The following is a 16,382-nucleotide window of genomic DNA, read 5'->3' on the forward strand; positions in this document are numbered from 1 at the left end:
ATGGCCCAAATCATAGTCAAAAACGTAAAGAAGATGTTCGGCGATTTCACTGCTGTGCGCGAAAGCTCTTTTACAATTGAGGACGGTGAGTTTTTCATGCTGCTTGGGCCGTCGGGATGTGGAAAGACGACAACGCTCAGGATGATTGCGGGGCTGGAACTTCCGACTTCCGGCGAAATCTATTTGGATGGTGAGGAAATCAGCCAAAAGCCGCCTTCAGAACGTGACATAGCGTTCGTTTTCCAGATGTTCGCGCTGTATCCGCACATGAATGTTCGCAAGAACATCAGCTATCCACTGATTTCACAAGGCATGTCACGTGCAGCCGTCAAAGCCAAAGTCGAAGAAGTTGCCGGAATTCTGGGGATAACTGACATTCTGGAAAGCCCGGTGGGGGGGCTTTCGGGTGGCGACAGGCAGCGCGTTGCACTTGGGCGGGCGATCGTTCGCGAGCCCAAGGCGTTCATGATGGACGAACCTCTTGGCGCTTTGGATGCCGAATTTCGCGAGCATATGGCCGAAGAGTTGCGCGCGCTTCACGATCGAATGGGAGCGACAACGGTTTACGTCACACACGATCAGCTAGAAGCCATGCAGATGGGCGACAAGATTGTTGTCATGAATAACGCAGTGATCGAACAATTCGGAACGCCGCAAGAAATCTACGACAAACCTGCGACCATGTTTGTGGCGGATTTCATAGGATCTCCGTCAATGAACTTCTTGCCGTTTCAGGGAAAAGTGGCACCCGGCTCTGAAAGGGTCAGGCTGAACGGCCATGACGAAGCGGTCCCGAAGCTGATGGAGGGGGCGGAAGGGGAACTGGTCTTCGGTGTCCGGCCGGAACATGTTTTTTTGTCCGACGACAGTGACTATCGGGCCAAAGTTCTGGCAGCTGAATACCTGGGGACAACCCAGATCGTGACATTGCAAAGCCCGAACGGTGAGTTGAAGGCCCGCATCGGCGCAGGTGAAAAGGTTGCGCCGGGTGAAACCGTGGGATTGGATTTCCGTTCGACAACGGTGACTCTTTTTGAGCGCTCCACGGGCCGGGCGCTGAAATCCGCCCTGAACGAAGAGGTGCTGAGCAATGGCTGAAGTCATTTTGCAGAACATCTCGAAGTCATTCGGAACTGTTCAAGCCGTCGACGGTATCTCGATGACAATTCCCGATGGTGCCTTCGTCGTGCTTTTGGGTCCGACAGGTGCGGGAAAAACGACAACGCTTCGATTGATTTCCGGACTCGAGAAGATGGATTCGGGATCGGTACGCATCGCCGGCCGAGATGTTGGCCTGGAAACGCCTGCCCAACGCGATGTGGCGATGGTTTTTCAGCAATATTCGCTGTACCCGCATATGACGGTGCGCGAGAATCTGTCGTTTCCACTGCGTTCGCCGATCCTGAAAACTCCTGAGGATCAGATCAAGCAAAAGGTGAACGAAGTCGCGGAAATCCTGCAAATCCCGCACAAGCTGGACAACAAGGCCACGGAATTGTCCGGCGGAGAGATGCAACGTGTTTCGATTGGCCGCGCCTTGGTGCGGGATCCCCAAATTTTCTTGATGGACGAGCCGCTCAGTTCACTGGATGCCAAGCTGAGAGCGGATCTGCGCGTCGAGCTCAAGAGAATTCAGGCCGACCTTGGGTCTACGCTTTTGTATGTGACTCATGATCAGGTTGAGGCCATGACAATGGCAACGCATATCGGAGTTCTGGAAGAGGGCAGGCTGGTTCAGTACGGCACGCCAAGGGACATCTATGAAAACCCGTGCAGTGTTTATGTTGCCAGTCGATTGGGTCTGCCGCGGATAAATATCCTTCCGTCGGAGTTGTTCGGAGGAGATCACAAGGGCCCGCAGATTGGTCTTCGCCCGGAAAACATCATTGAAGGCGAAGGCAGTGACGCGCGCGTGATACGTGCCGAACACCTGGGTGACCAAACCCGACTTCATCTGGACTTGAATGGCCATCCGGTCGTGACGCTGATCGATGTCCATCAAGATTACCCCGCAGGTAAGACTATCAAAATTAGCCCACGAAACCCGTTGTATTTTGACGCGTCCGGCGCGCGCGTGAATTAAGGAGCAAAAGCATGGCCCAGTTCCTCAACACAAAAGAAACCCTCGTGACCGAGGCGATAGATGGTCTTCTTGCATCCTCAGGTGGGGCACTGACCAGATTGGATGGGTACCCTCATATCAAAGTTGTCTACAGATCAGATTGGGACAAATCGAAAGTCGCCCTGGTTTCGGGCGGAGGTTCCGGCCACGAACCTGCCCATGCCGGGTTTGTGGGCGCGGGAATGTTAACTGCGGCCGTATGCGGAGAGGTTTTTGCGTCCCCATCGGTAGAAGCTGTCCTGGCGGGCATTCTGGCCGTGACCGGTGAGGCGGGGTGTTTGCTGATCGTCAAGAATTATACTGGCGACCGGCTGAATTTTGGACTGGCGGCCGAGCGCGCCCGCGCATTGGGGCGCAAGGTGGAAATGGTAGTGGTCGATGATGACATCGCGCTTCCTGACCTGCCGCAACCGCGTGGCGTAGCAGGGACCTTGTTCGTGCACAAGATTGCCGGAGCATTGGCAGAACGTGGGGCTGATCTGGAAACTGTAACCAAGGCCGCTAAGAACGTAGTCGAGAAAGTAGTCAGTATCGGGATGAGTTTGGACACCTGCACCGTTCCGGGTTCCCCGAAAGAAGACAGGATTGCCCCCGGCAAAGCAGAGCTCGGGCTGGGTATTCACGGCGAGCCGGGTGTTGAGCAGGTGGAGTTCGCAAATGCCGTGACCGCAATGTCCACCGTCGTGGAAAAGTTGCAGCAGCGAGTGGGGGCGGGTGACTGCGTGGCGCTGGTAAACAACTTGGGGTCTACAACACCGCTTGAGATGTCTGTTTTGACGCACGCCTTGTCCGAAACCGGTATCGCGGGACATATTATCGGTCCGGCACCGCTGATGACTTCGCTGGACATGCATGGATTTTCTGTTTCGATTCTGCCGGTTGATCCGAGTGACTTGTTGGCGTTGGAAGAACCGGTCGAGTTGGTGGCATGGCCAGGGGTCAAAACGATAAAGCCGGTTCGAATTGCCCCTTTGCCTGATGGTTTGACCCCGATTGACCCCATCCCGTCGAACAACCCGACGACCAAGGAAACAATAAATCGCTTGGCCGAACTGCTGATCCAAGCCGAGAAAGACCTGAACGAATTGGACGCGAAATCCGGAGATGGAGATACAGGCAGTACCTTGGCGACAGCAGCCAGATCTTTGCAGGGAAGCCTGGATCGAATGCCTCTTGCGGATCTGACGCAATTGTTTCCCGCGCTGGGCAATGAGCTGAGCCAGACCATGGGGGGATCTTCCGGTGTGATCCTGGCGATCTTTTTCAATGCCGCCGGAGATGCCTGTGCCAGTGGCGCTTCCATATCAAAGTCTTTGGTCGAAGGCCTGAACCGGGTCAGCCAGGTAGGTGGGGCCAAAGTTGGCGACAGGACAATGATTGATGCTCTGGCACCTGCGCTTGAGGCGCTGCCTTCAGGGCTGGTGCAAGCCGCGCAAGCCGCGCGCGAAGGTGCTGACAAAACCGCAAATATTCACCGTGCCAAGGCAGGCCGCGCAGCCTATGTTCCCGAAGAAAACCTGATCGGACATAACGACCCGGGTGCAGAAGCTGTTGCATTGTTGTTCGAAGGCTTGGCACGGGAGATTGAGGGCTGAAAGACACGTGGAAGACCAAAAGCAAAAACTAGAATTGGTGAAAAAACCAACCGTAAACGACATCGCGCGCGTTGCGGGTGTCAGTCTGGCGACTGTTGACCGGGTCTTGAACAGGCGTCCCGGTGTGCGGGCGGTGACCGTGCAGAAAGTACAAAAGGCGATTGATGAGCTTGGGTATGTGCGCGACACCGCTGCTGCCAACCTCGCGCGGAACCGTGTCTACAATTTCGTCTTTATTCTGCCGGATGCCGGCAATGAATTTGTCAAGGCGATATGCGATCAGATAGCTGAACAATCGCGCGATCAGTTCATCGAAAGAACACGGGTCACGATAAAAAAGGTCGCTCCGTTCGAGCCTCAGGACATAGTTAACATTCTGGATGGGGTCGACCGCCTGAATGTCGACGGAGTGGCCGTATTCGGGCCGGAAACGCCTTCGGTCCGCGACGCTGTGAAGAGGGTCAGGGATAAAGGCATTCCAGTGGTTGCATTGGTGTCGGACTTGCCAAGCTCGGACAGAGATCATTTTGTCGGGATCGATAACGTTTCGGCCGGGCGAACCGCAGCTCAGTTGATGGGGCGCTTTGTGCATCGTCCGGGTAAGGTTTTGGTTCTGACGGGCTCACGTTTGGCACGTGATCATCTGGAGCGGCGCCAGGGATTTGATCTTGTTGTCGCTGAAGAGTTCCCTCATCTGGAAGTCGTGGCGTCTGTCGAGGGCAGAGATGACCCGGATCTGATCTACAAGATGATGCCTGGGATATTTGAGACCTACCCTGACCTGGTCGGAATATACTCTTCCGCCGCGGGCAATGCGGGTTTGGTTCAATTTCTGTCAGAGAGCAGAATCAGCAAGGATCTGGTCATTATCGCGCATGAACTCACGCCGCTTAGTCGTGATGCGCTTCGCCGTGGCACCTTTGACGCGCTGATCTCGCAGGACTCCGGGCATCTGGTGCGGTCCGCCGTGCGTCTGTTGCGTGCAACATCGGACAAAGTCCCTTTCAACAAATCACAGGAACGCATCCGCATCGACATCTATCTGAAGGAAAACTTGCCGCCATAGAGGCATTGGTTTCGGGGAGGAAACTGAATGAAGACGATCAAAGGGCCTGCATTATTTCTTGCACAATTTGCCGGTGACGAAGCGCCGTTCAATTCATGGGACGCCATAACCAAATGGGCGGCGGATTGCGGATACAGGGGCGTTCAAGTGCCCAGTTGGGACGGGCGGTTGTTCGACCTTGAAACGGCCGCGACAAGCAAAGACTATTGCGATGACTTCAAGGGCAAAGCCCAAGAGAACGGCGTTGAAGTCACAGAATTATCGACGCACCTGCAAGGCCAACTTGTCGCTGTTCACCCGGCCTATGATACGGCGTTTGATGGTTTTGCGGCCGAAAGCGTCAGGGGAGATCCCAAAGCCCGGCAGGAATGGGCCGTTGATCAGGTCAAGAAAGCGCTTTCAGCCTCTCGGAATTTGGGAATCTCGGCTCATGCAACATTCTCTGGCGCGCTGGCCTGGCCTTACGTGTATCCCTGGCCTCAACGTCCTGCTGGTCTGATTGAAACCGCATTTGATGAGCTCGCCCGTCGTTGGGTGCCGATTTTGGACCACGCCGAAGACTGTGGCGTTGATGTTTGCTATGAAATCCACCCCGGCGAGGATCTTCATGACGGGGTGACATACGAAATGTTCCTTGAACGAACAGGCAACCATGCGCGGGCGTGCATGCTGTACGACCCGTCGCATTATGTCCTGCAATGCCTCGATTACCTTGACAATATCGACATCTACAAAGACCGCATCCGGATGTTTCACGTAAAGGATGCCGAGTTCAATCCGACCGGAAAGCAAGGTGTCTATTCCGGCTATCAAAGCTGGGTCGATCGGGCAGGGCGGTTCAGGTCACTCGGTGATGGGCAGGTGGATTTCGGGGCTGTCTTTTCCAAGATGGCGGCAAACGACTTTGATGGCTGGGCCGTGGTCGAATGGGAATGCTGCCTGAAACATCCCGAGGATGGCGCGCGTGAAGGTGCGCAGTTCGTTTCCGATCACATTATTCGCGTGACCGAGAAGGCCTTTGACGACTTTGCCGACGGCGGCACCGACGAAGCGGCCAATCGGAAAATGCTGGGGATAGGCTGATGGTAACAGGACGCAACGAAGAAAGAACGGGGCGCATTCGCCTTGGTATGGTCGGCGGCGGAAACGATGCTTTCATCGGCGGTGTCCACCGCATAGCCGCGCGACTGGATGACAAGTTCGAGCTGGTTGCAGGCGCGTTGTCCTCGACGCCCGAAAAATCCCGGGAAAGCGGCGAGGCGCTGGGCCTCGAGCGGGTTTACGATGACTTCAAGCAAATGGCGATGCGAGAAGCGCGTTTGAAATCCGGGATCGAAGCGGTTTCGATCGTCACGCCAAATCACGTTCACTATGCTGCCGCGCGTGAGTTTCTGAAACGCGGCATTCACGTGATTTGCGATAAGCCGCTTACGTCGACCCTTGGTGATGCGAAGAAACTGGTCAAAACCGCTGAAAACTCAAACGCGCTGTTCATCCTTACCCACAACTACACGGGCTATCCAATGGTTCGGCAAGCGCGTGAGATGGTTGCCAACGGGGATATCGGCAAGATCCGCGTGGTTCAGGTTGAGTATCCGCAAGACTGGCTGACAGAGCCGCAGGATTTCAAGCAGGCCGAGTGGAGGACTGATCCGGAACGCTCCGGTGCCGGAGGATCAACCGGTGATATTGGAACTCATGCGTATAATATTGCCTGCTTTGTAACCGGATTAAGGGCAGAAAGCCTTGCGGCGGATTTGCAGGCTTTTGTGCCGGGGCGTCAGGTCGACGATAACGCGCATGTGTTGCTGAGGTTCCAAGGCGGAGCCCGCGGCATGCTGTGGTCTTCGCAGGTTGCGCCCGGTAACGAAAACGCTCTGCGATTGCGTGTGTACGGCGAAAAGGGCGGCATCGAGTGGGCTCAGGAAGACCCGAACTATCTTTGGTTTACTCCTTACGGAGAGCCAAAGCGTCTGATCACCCGAAATGGGGCTGCGGCAGGGGATGCGGCCAATCGGCTCAGCAGAGTGCCCCCGGGACACCCCGAAGGTTACCTGGAAGGGTTCGCCAATATCTATGGCGAAGCAGCCGAAGCCATACTGGCGTTCAGAAACGGAAGTTCACCTGACGCATCCGTTGTCTATCCAACGGTCCGGGATGGGCTTGAAGGCGTCAGGTTTGTGGCCGCATGCGTGCAAAGCTCTGCCAGAAATTCGGCCTGGGTAAAGCTGGAGTGAGGCTTTCTGTTTTGCGGGTTGAATTGCCGGCCTTGTTTGAAAAACCGGGTTGAGGCGGGCAGGCGCCTCAACAATCGACGCGGCCATTTTGTATAAGCTAACTTAGGCCGTGTCACAAACAACGTGCTGCTAGCACTTCCACGGCGTCATCAAAGGTTTGGGCGCTATTCTCGGCCCGCGCCGTCAGATGAGCGCCTTCCAGCAAGGCCAATGCCGCGCGTGCTTCTGCTTTCGGATCTTCAACGCCAGTGATCGAATGATCGGTTTTGCCAAGCGCAAAGACATTCTCGATCCACCGGGTCATCATGCGCCGGAACTCGCGGATTTTGTCGGTGACCTCATTCGACAAGCTTTCCCGGCTGATGATCAGCGACACACATAAGCACAGGGTTTTTCCGTCGTTCAAAGCCGCGCGATACAGCGCGATCAGCGCACGCATACGCCCGCCCGCCGTGTCACAAGTTTCCTCGATCTCGTCGCAGCGTCCCGTAGACTCGGTATGGTAGCGTGTCATTAAAGCGGCTGACAGCGCGGCTTTGGTCGGGAAGTGATAGTGGATCGATGCCTTGCGGATGCCCACATCATTGGCGAGGTCGGCATAGCTGAAGCCGTCGAAGCCTTTGCTGCGTACGGCAAATTCGGCAGAATTCAGCAAAGCGGTTTTTGTATCTATTTCCATACCACGTTCATCCTATTTGCGCTCAACAATGCCGCGGTGTTTTCTGCTGCTTCCAATGCACCTTCCAGATATCCCCCAAATTGCGCGGCTGTTTCGGTGCCACTGAAAATGATCCGGTCTTCCCAGATCCGCCTCATGGCCTTCGGCATGCCGTATTGCGGATGGGCATATACGGGCTGAAGGTCCAGGTTGGTCGCTGTGAAGCGGTCAAACGCCCAGTCTTTCAGCAAAAGCGCGCTGGGGCTGATCGCCTTGCGCCCGAACAATCGCCCCAGCTGAGCCAGAACCTGCTGCCGCACATCCCCTTCATCCCGGCGCGCTTGCGCAGGGATGCCGATGAAACCGAACAGCGCGAAGGGACCACCGCTGGCAGGCGACGCGTCGTGGATTTCCGCCATGGGACCGTGCCGGCTCATAGCATCCCCTGACAGTCCGTCTTCGCGCCAGAACGGAGTGTCATAGACCGCAACCGCTTTGGCCTGCCCGGCCATCCAGGTCGCGATGTGCCGCATGGCTGACAACGTGCCATCGGGCAGGGCGGGCTCATAGATCAACTCGGCCGCGATGCGTGGGGGCACGGCAAGTACCACACGGTTTGCCAAAATATGCTGCCCAGATTGCGTGGTGACCCGAACCCCACCTTCGGTGCAGGCCAAGACGGTGATCTGCGTGGACAGGTGAATTGTCCCATCCGGCAACCGTGCCGACAGCGCATCTGTCAAAGCAGCGAGCCCCCCGACCAGACGATATGACCCTTCCATGGATGAAAACCCGCGGCCCCGCTCAACACGGCCCTGTTCATCTTCGAAACTCAGCGCGCCGGAACTGAATTGGTCAAACCGGTGCAGGCCCAGCCGGTCTGTCAGCGCTGCGATACGTGGCTGGCCGGGCCAGAACCAAGCCGGACCCATGTCCAGATGGGCGTTCCCCTGAAACTCGGTCAGAATGCGTCCGCCCAGACGGCTGCGCGCCTCAACAACCAGAACTTCCTGACCCTGATCCACAAGCTGTGTCGCCAGGCTGAGCCCTGAAAGCCCACCGCCGATGATGAGCGTATCGGTGCGCATGGATCAGAACCCCTCAGTTGAAGGACGCAGGTCCAGCTCTTGGGTCCAAGTCGACCTGGGTTGTTGCGCCAGTTGCCAATATACCTCGGCAATATTTTCGGGCTTCATCATTTTGGCTGGGTCCAGACTGTGCCGGTCGCGTGACCGGGCCGTGTCGATTATGCCGTCCAGAGTGACATGCGTGATATGCACGCCTACCGGTTGAAACTCTCGTGCAAGCGATTGTGTCAGCCCGCGCAGGGCAAACTTGGCCGAAGCAAATGCTGAAAACTGTGCACCACCGCGCAGAGAGGCGGTTGCACCCGACACGATCAAGGTTCCGCCACCGCCACGGACCATCGGCTGCATCACCGATTGCGCCAGCACGATCAGCGTTTGCACCATCGACGTCCAGCTGCGCTGGTAATCGTTCAGCGTTGTTTTCAGGAAGGGTGAGATCACCAGTTCTGCGGTGTTGTGCACCACGATCTTGGGCGGCCCGTAAGTGGCAATCAAATCGGCTATGACCGGTGCCGTTTCGCCGGGGTCGGACAGATCGACCTGATGAAAGGAACCGATTGGGTTGTCGGGTTGGGTTCGGCCCAGACCCACGGTCACCATGCCTTCGGCCTGGAAACGCGACACCAACGCCTGGCCAAGCCCAGCCCCCGCTCCGGCGACAAGCGCCAAGGTTTTTTGTTCAGCCATCGGTTACACCGCCGGCGGTTGGGCGTAAGGCAGGTGGCCTGTCTTCATCCAGATTTTGGCCCCGTCCGCCCCAGCAACGGCCGTCAGGCTATGGCCTTCAGGCAGGCGCAGCCAATCGTTTTTGACCAGTTCGTCCCCGCCTTCGGTGACCGACCCGTCGATGATCAGAACCTCGATCCCGCCAGGGGCGTCCGAGCGCAGCGTCGCGCCCGCGTCCAGATGGGAGTAGGTCACTATCTCGCGCGCATCCTCATGCAGGACTGCGGTGGCGATGCCGTTCGCGGGCGCGCGCAGCTCATCCACCATGTTTTTGCGAAACTGGGTTCGGTCGTTCATGTCGAACTGCCAGAGCTTGACGAAGATCGTGCATCCCGGTTCCGACCCCGGTGTGTGTTGCGAGGTTGGCGGATTGCGCACATAGGTCCCCACCGGATAGTCGCCGTGTTCATCCTGAAATACACCGTCAAGGACAATGAATTCCTCGCCGCCGGTATGGGTGTGGGCAGAGAAATGACTGCCCGGCGCATAACGCACGATAGTGGTGGCCCGTGCGACCTCGCCTCCGATCCGGTCCAACATCCTGCGATCCACACCCTTCATAGGAGAGGCCTGCCATTCCAGCTGGTCTGAGTGAACGACAACGCGGTCAGAGAAGTCCGAATTGATTTCCATGGGGTCAGGTCTCTTCCTTGGTTACGACGCATGATATTATCTACTAGTAGGTAGGTAAGCGCCAGCTGCAAAACTAGAATACTCGACACGTTTCACAGAGTGTTGAACGGTTTCTTGTCAGGGGGCTTGGTCGTACGGTTAGGTGGCGCAACCGCCACGGAGAGGTTTCACGCCTCGTTTTGAGGGCGGGGCGTGCGCGACACGCTATATCAGGTGCAGCAATATCTGCTTGATATCAATTGCTTCCTGCAAAAGGAAAGCTTCAATAGCCGTTTTGAAACTGGCTGTGGTTTTCGCGCGAGGCAATTCAGTGCTCATGAAAACAGCGGGTATCTTCGGTTTCGGAGGTTTCGGAAATACCGCATTGAATTGCATGAAGTCGAAACAAACTTGTGATAATATCGCATTTATGAGGTAGAAAGACGTAACCCTTGATGGGCAACGCATCCGCATGCTTCACTTTCGGGGCTATGTCAGCATTTGATTTTGCTGGCCCCAAAAAACCGAAAGGCACTACCTTTCCACACCAAAAACCTGAGCGCACCGCTGCCCGAGAGGGTGAGAAAAACAAGCGCGGAAGCTACCCAACACGGAGATATCAGATGAAAAAAATTGCAACGCTACTTGGAAGCGCGTCTTTCGCGATTGCCGGGCCGGCCATGGCCGCGGATATCGTGATCGGTGTGCCCAACTGGGCCTCGGTGAACGCCACGGCACATATTCTTGAGGTCGTGATCGAAGAAAACCTCGGCCTGGACGTGGAATTGCAAAACGGCACCAACCCGATTGTCTTCGAGGCGATGGACAGCGGTTCGATGCATGTCCATCCGGAAGTGTGGATGCCCAATCAGCAGAACCTGCACGATACCTATGTCAAGGAAAACGGCACCGTCGTCATGAACCAAAACCCGGTTCAGGCCGAACAGGGCATGTGCGTGCCGACCTATATCGCGGAACAATATGACATCAAATCGATCGATGACCTGAGCGACCCCGACAAGGTTGCGATCTTTGATACTGATGGCAACGGAACACCCGAGGTATGGATCGGTGCGCCGGGTTGGGCGTCGACCGTTGTCGAGAAGATCCGGGCCAAGTCCTATGGCTATGACCAGATCTTCGAGCTGACGGAATACGAAGAAACCATTGCCTATGCCAATCTGGCAAATGCAACCAAAGCGGGCGACCCGTGGATCGGGTTTTGCTACAGCCCCCACTATATCTTCGTGACACAGGATCTGACGGTTCTGGAAGAACCGCCTCATGATCCGGCCACCTGGACAATCGTTCAGCCCACGGATGATCCGGATTGGTTGTCCAAGTCCGAGGCGTCCTCGGCCTGGAACGGAGCAACGCTTCACTTGCACTACGCCAAGGAACTGGAAGAGAGCTATCCCGAAGTGGCCGCCCTGTTCAGCAACTACCAGATGACAGGCGACGATCTTAGCGCGATGGGTAAGGCGCTGGCCGTCGACAACATCGAAGCTGCGGATTTCGCCAAGGAATGGGTGGCTGCAAATGAAGACACCGTCATCGGCTGGCTGACCAACTAAATCACCACTCTTCGGGCCGTCGCGCAAAACCGCGGCGGCCTTTTTCTGTCGGGCAGGGCATCGCCCTGTGGGGGATAAATGGACGAACCTGTCGTAAAATTAGAAAACGTTTGGAAGATCTTCGGCTCGCGTGCGGAAGAGGCAATGGAAGCCGTCAGAAACGAAGGCATAGGCAAGCCGGAGGTTCTGGAGCGGTTCAACTGTGTTGTCGGCGTTCAGGGCGCCACGTTCGAAGTGCCGAGGGGTGAGATTTTCTGTATCATGGGGCTGTCCGGCTCGGGCAAGTCCACATTGGTGCGACATGTGAATCGATTGATCGAACCCACGGCGGGTCGGATCGAGATTCTGGGTCACGACGTTTCGAAACTGTCGGAATCCGAGTTGCGCCGCATTCGCGCCCAGCAAATCGGGATGGTCTTTCAGCACATGGCGCTGATGCCGCATCGTTCCGTGCGCGATAATGTGGCCTATCCGTTGGAGATCCGAAAGGTGTCCAAGTCAAAGCGCTGGGCCGTCTCGGATCACGCGCTGAGCCTGGTGAATCTGACAGGTTACGAGGACCGCCTGCCCAAAGAGCTTTCGGGCGGGATGCAGCAACGCGTGGGGATCGCGCGGGCGCTGGCCTCGGACCCGGAAATCCTGTTGATGGATGAACCGTTCTCTGCCCTTGATCCGCTGATCCGCCTGCAATTGCAGGACCAGTTCAAAGCACTTGTGGCGCAGCTCAAAAAGACCACGCTGTTCATCACCCACGATCTGGACGAAGCCATTCGGATCGGCCACCGGATTGCGATCATGAAAGATGGCGTCATCGTACAGATCGGAACCCCCGAAGACATCGTCATGAACCCGTCCGACGATTACGTGCGCGAATTCGTTCAGGGCATCTCAAAGCTCAAACTGGTCAAGGCGCATTCCATCATGGAGCCGGTGGGCAGTTACTCAGGGCCACTTGACGGTGCGCCCCGAGCCGACGAGGGCGCGGATCTGGATCAATTGATCGACCTGGCCGTGAATTCTGATCTGCCGGTCGTCATCACGGATGCGGGTATCGATGTGGGTGTCGTGACCAAGCCGCGCCTGTTGCGCGGTATCCAGGGGGGCAAAAATGACTGATGCTGCAACAGAGATGAAAGTAACGGCCGCCTCTGATATCGAGGTCGATCGCGAGGCCCTGGACCTTTCCATCAAAGAGTTCGCGGGTCCGAACGGTGACTACTATGTCAATGCGTTCCACAAGATTCATGATGCGACCAGCGCGATTCCCAACACGTTCAACAAGTGGGCCGCGGTGCTGGGGCCATTCTGGTCTGCGTCACGCGCCATTTGGGGCATGTTCTGGACCTTTCTGATCCTTGAGATCATCGCGTGGGTCCAGATCGGCAGGGGCGCGTGGGGCAATCCCGGCGCGGATTTCGCCGAGCGCGCTGCGCGTCAGCAGGAACGTGCGGCCGAACTGTTGGCGCGCGCAGCGGATGCCACGGAACAGGCCGATATCGACCGTTTCACCAAACTGGCCGAGAACATACAGAAAGCAGCGGCCACAAGTCTGGAAAGGGCTGCCGCCGCCCAGTCCGAGGCGGCAGGAATCCTGATTACCGGGTTGTTGATGTTGCTGGTGTTCAAGTTGGTTCAAGGGTTCTACGCCGACCGCGTCTACGAAAAACAGTATTCGAACTGGCGTATCGATCCGGACAGCACTGAAAGCGGGCGTTCGACCCGTAACATCGTCATGGGTGCGATCCTTGTCGCAGCAATCGGACCATTGATCGTGTACAAGTTCACCGTGAACGCATCCCTTCCATTGTTGGACGCGTTCCCGGAACAGCAAGTCTCTGCGATGTTTCTTGGCGAGGGCAACGGCACGCTGTTCTCGAGCCTGGCAAACTGGATGGAGGCCAGGATTGATGCGGCCGCTGCGGCGGGCGGCGACATCTTTGACGGGATCGTGGCGGGTGTGCGCTCGGTGCTTGATGCGCTGACGATTGCACTGATTGGGTCGCCCTGGCCGGTGGTCATGCTGGTCATTTGTGTGACGGCCTGGCGTGCGGCGGGACCAAGGGTTGCCATCTTCACCGCGTCTTCCCTGGCCTATATCGCGTTGCTGGGGTATTGGGACGTGGCGATGGAAACGGTTGCTCTGGTCGGTGCGGCGGTGTTGCTGTGCGTCGTCTTCGGCATTCCGCTGGGTATCTGGTTCGGCAAATCGCAGCGCGCTTATCGCGCGGCGGAACCGGTTCTGGACCTGATGCAGACGCTTCCCGCCTTCGTCTACCTGATCCCGATCATCGCCTTCTTCGGCACCGGCAACCCGCCGGGGATTCTGGCCACCATCATCTTTGGCATGCCGCCTGTGATCCGCCTGACGGCACTGGGCATGCGCGGGGTTCCGGAAAGCATCAAAGAAGCTGCCGTCGCTTTTGGCGCGTCGAAATGGCAACTGTTGAAGGATGTTGAAATCCCGCTGGCGCTGCCATCGATCATGACCGGTGTGAACCAGACGATCCTGATGTGCCTGTCCATGGTCGTGATCATCTCACTGATTGGCGGGGGCGGTTTGGGCAAGGAAATCCTCGAGGCGCTGCAATACGCTGCCAAGGGGCCGGGCCTGCTGGGGGGCTTTGCGATCCTGTTCCTTGCCATGGTCATGGACCGGATCGTGCAGGGCGCGTTCCGACGAGAAGACGAAAAACTCTGAACGCAAACGCCCCCGGTTCTGATCGGGGGCGCTTTTCTTTGATCCGAGGAAATCATGACCGACCCGTACGAACAATCGATGATGGACAACCTGTATTGGTGGGGCGTGCCCACACTGTTCCGGTGTCCCAATGTCGGGCCCGAAGGGCAGGATATCGCACTGGCGGGCGTGCCGCATTCGACGGGCAACGGCACGACCGAAAGGGACCAGCACCTGGGACCACGCGCGTTGCGGCATGTCTCGGCCGTACAACGCAGGGTGCATTCGGTCTTTGAAATTGATCCTTGGCAGAGTGCGCGGATCGCCGATGTTGGTGATGTGCCTTTTCCAAAGGCCAACGACAACGAAGACTGCATCGAACGCATCACTGAATTCTACAAGACCATAGACGCGGCCGGAGCGCGCCCCGTTTCCGTCGGAGGCGACCATTCCATCACCGGTGGCATTGTTCAGGCCCTGGGTGGCGGCAAGCTTGCAGGCGGGCAGCCGGTCAGCTTTCTGCATCTGGACGCGCATACGGATGTCTTCACCAAGGTTGATCACTTTCTTGGTGCCAAGAAATCAGCGGCTCACTGGGGGGCCTATCTGGCCGATCAGGGGCAGGTGGATCCAACCCGGTCGATGCAGATCGGTCTGCGGGGCCATCCACGCAGCCTGGACTGGCTGCAACCGTCTTATGACTACGGGTACAATATCGTCACAATGCGAGAGTTCCGACAGCGCGGGTTGGCCGATGTGGTCGCGCAGACCAAAGAGGTTTTGGGTGACCGCCCGGTTTACATCACCTTCGATCTGGACTGTCTGGACCCAACCGTCGCGCCGGCCGTGTCCAATCTGGAACCGGGTGAGAAGGGGTTTGACATAGATGAGGCGGTCGGCATCCTGCGCGCGGCGCGCGGATTGAACATCATCGGCGGCGATGTGGTCTGCATGATGCCCACCAAGGACAGCCCCAACAACATCACCGCGCTGACGGCGGCGGCCGTGGTGTTCGAGATGATTTCGATGATCGCCGAGAACGTCGCGCGGGCCTAGCGCCGCGCGTCGATCGCCTGTGCCAGAACACACAGCAACTCGAACATCAGCGAGATGCCAAGCCACGCCGTTCCACCTTGGGGGTCGAATGGCGGTGACACTTCGACAAGATCGGCGCCAACAAGGTTCAGACCGGACATCCTGCGAATGACCTGCTGGGCCTGAAAGCTGTTGGGCCCGCCGATTTCAGGTGTTCCTGTGCCGGGGGCGTAAGTTGGATCGACAAAGTCGATGTCATAGGTGCAATAGGTCGGCTGCATGCCAACGATATCGCGTACCTCGTTCATAACGTCGTCCATGCCCCTGTCGAACAGCTCTTCGATACGGATGATGCGGATGCCCTGCGCCTCGCCCCATTCGATATCTTCAGTGTTGTAGGCCGTGCCGCGAATCCCGACTTGTACAAAACGCTTCGGGTCCACCAACCCTTCCTCGACCGCGCGGCGGAACGGGGTGCCGTGGGTGAATTTGTGACCTCCGAAATAAGTGTCGAACAAGTCCGTGTGACTGTCGAACTGGATCAGGCCAACCGGACCCGAAGCGGCCACGGCTCGCAGGACGGGCAGGGTGGTCAGGTGATCCCCTCCGGCGGTCAATGGTGTGATGTTGCGGGCTTGAAGATCCGTGTAGAAACGCGTGACCCGATCCAGCGTGTCTTCTATGTCGACGGGATTGGGGGCAACGTCTCCTAGATCTGCGCAGTTCACCATTGCAAACGGTGCCACTCCCGTAACCGGGTTCATCGCCCGGATCATCGTGGAATAGTCCCTCAGTTGCCGCGGACCATGCCGGGCGCCGGGGCGATTTGTGGTTCCGCCGTCCCAAGGGATCCCCACGAGGCCCAGTTCGACCTCCGAGATCCGTTCGTGCGCCAGATCCAGAATAGGCAGGCGCATGAATGCGGGAATGCCGGCAAATCGGGCCAGTTCCATGGCGGATACCGGTTGAAAAAATGAATCGGCCATGATGCC

Annotated in this window: 15 protein-coding genes; 10 read left to right on the top strand and 5 right to left on the bottom strand. The window is 57.3% G+C overall.

Going from position 1 to position 16,382, the window contains the following annotated elements:
• Genes GOW56_RS07760 through GOW56_RS07785 form a run of 6 tightly spaced genes read left to right on the top strand, consistent with a single transcriptional unit; the run spans position 1 to position 7,020 of the window.
• Positions 1 to 1,098, top strand: coding sequence for an ABC transporter ATP-binding protein (locus tag GOW56_RS07760; RefSeq protein WP_152458515.1), 1,098 nt, complete (start codon positions 1 to 3; stop codon positions 1,096 to 1,098).
• Complete coding sequence (locus GOW56_RS07765; protein WP_171205508.1) at positions 1,091 to 2,083, top strand: ABC transporter ATP-binding protein; 993 nt, start codon at positions 1,091 to 1,093, stop codon at positions 2,081 to 2,083. The genes GOW56_RS07760 and GOW56_RS07765 overlap by 8 nt, the downstream gene beginning before the upstream one ends.
• Before the next feature lie 11 nt (positions 2,084 to 2,094).
• Complete coding sequence (locus tag GOW56_RS07770; protein WP_171205509.1) at positions 2,095 to 3,717, top strand: dihydroxyacetone kinase subunit DhaK; 1,623 nt, start codon at positions 2,095 to 2,097, stop codon at positions 3,715 to 3,717.
• 37 nt (positions 3,718 to 3,754) lie between these two features.
• On the top strand, positions 3,755 to 4,783 hold the full coding sequence (locus tag GOW56_RS07775) for a LacI family DNA-binding transcriptional regulator (protein ID WP_371807884.1): 1,029 nt from the start codon (positions 3,755 to 3,757) through the stop codon (positions 4,781 to 4,783).
• A 27-nt stretch (positions 4,784 to 4,810) separates the two neighbouring features.
• The gene (locus GOW56_RS07780) at positions 4,811 to 5,866 is read left to right on the top strand and encodes a sugar phosphate isomerase/epimerase (protein ID WP_171205511.1); all 1,056 of its coding nucleotides are present in this window, start codon (positions 4,811 to 4,813) and stop codon (positions 5,864 to 5,866) included.
• The gene (locus tag GOW56_RS07785; RefSeq protein ID WP_171115177.1) at positions 5,866 to 7,020 is read left to right on the top strand and encodes a Gfo/Idh/MocA family protein; all 1,155 of its coding nucleotides are present in this window, start codon (positions 5,866 to 5,868) and stop codon (positions 7,018 to 7,020) included. The genes GOW56_RS07780 and GOW56_RS07785 overlap by 1 nt, the downstream gene beginning before the upstream one ends.
• Before the next feature lie 112 nt (positions 7,021 to 7,132).
• Here the strand turns inward: GOW56_RS07785 and GOW56_RS07790 are convergent, their stop codons facing one another.
• Genes GOW56_RS07790 through GOW56_RS07805 form a run of 4 tightly spaced genes read right to left on the bottom strand, consistent with a single transcriptional unit; the run spans position 7,133 to position 10,125 of the window.
• Positions 7,133 to 7,699: a TetR/AcrR family transcriptional regulator gene (locus GOW56_RS07790; RefSeq protein ID WP_152458509.1), complete on the bottom strand. Its 567-nt coding sequence runs from the start codon at positions 7,697 to 7,699 to the stop codon at positions 7,133 to 7,135.
• A complete protein-coding gene (locus tag GOW56_RS07795; RefSeq protein WP_171205512.1) occupies positions 7,690 to 8,766 on the bottom strand; it encodes an NAD(P)/FAD-dependent oxidoreductase in 1,077 nt (358 codons plus the stop codon). Before GOW56_RS07795 ends, GOW56_RS07790 begins: the two co-directional genes overlap by 10 nt.
• Positions 8,767 to 8,769: 3 nt before the next feature.
• On the bottom strand, positions 8,770 to 9,453 hold the full coding sequence (locus GOW56_RS07800) for an SDR family NAD(P)-dependent oxidoreductase (protein WP_171205513.1): 684 nt from the start codon (positions 9,451 to 9,453) through the stop codon (positions 8,770 to 8,772).
• A gap of 3 nt (positions 9,454 to 9,456) precedes the next feature.
• Positions 9,457 to 10,125: a cupin domain-containing protein gene (locus GOW56_RS07805; protein WP_171115184.1), complete on the bottom strand. Its 669-nt coding sequence runs from the start codon at positions 10,123 to 10,125 to the stop codon at positions 9,457 to 9,459.
• 602 nt (positions 10,126 to 10,727) lie between these two features.
• Between GOW56_RS07805 and GOW56_RS07810 the strand changes: the two genes are divergently transcribed.
• The 4 genes from GOW56_RS07810 (at position 10,728) to GOW56_RS07825 (ending at position 15,411) form a co-directional block, all read left to right on the top strand.
• Positions 10,728 to 11,678 carry a glycine betaine ABC transporter substrate-binding protein gene (locus tag GOW56_RS07810; protein ID WP_152458505.1) on the top strand — a complete coding sequence of 317 codons (951 nt, stop codon included), beginning with the start codon at positions 10,728 to 10,730 and terminating at the stop codon, positions 11,676 to 11,678.
• Positions 11,679 to 11,756: 78 nt separating this feature from the next.
• Complete coding sequence (locus GOW56_RS07815; protein WP_171167455.1) at positions 11,757 to 12,794, top strand: glycine betaine/L-proline ABC transporter ATP-binding protein; 1,038 nt, start codon at positions 11,757 to 11,759, stop codon at positions 12,792 to 12,794.
• A complete protein-coding gene (locus GOW56_RS07820; protein ID WP_152458503.1) occupies positions 12,787 to 14,376 on the top strand; it encodes a proline/glycine betaine ABC transporter permease in 1,590 nt (529 codons plus the stop codon). Before GOW56_RS07815 ends, GOW56_RS07820 begins: the two co-directional genes overlap by 8 nt.
• Positions 14,377 to 14,430: 54 nt before the next feature.
• Positions 14,431 to 15,411, top strand: a complete 981-nt coding sequence (locus tag GOW56_RS07825) for an arginase family protein (RefSeq protein ID WP_171115190.1) — start codon at positions 14,431 to 14,433, stop codon at positions 15,409 to 15,411.
• Here GOW56_RS07825 and GOW56_RS07830 read toward each other — a convergent pair.
• Entirely contained in the window at positions 15,408 to 16,376 is a 969-nt protein-coding gene (locus GOW56_RS07830) for an agmatinase (RefSeq protein WP_171205514.1), read from the bottom strand. The two genes, GOW56_RS07825 and GOW56_RS07830, sit on opposite strands and share 4 nt — an antisense overlap.
• Between the last annotated feature and the right edge of the window lie 6 nt (positions 16,377 to 16,382).

Origin of the sequence: Ruegeria sp. HKCCA0235A, from assembly GCF_013033235.1 — a bacterium.
Taxonomy (GTDB): Bacteria; Pseudomonadota; Alphaproteobacteria; order Rhodobacterales; family Rhodobacteraceae; genus Ruegeria.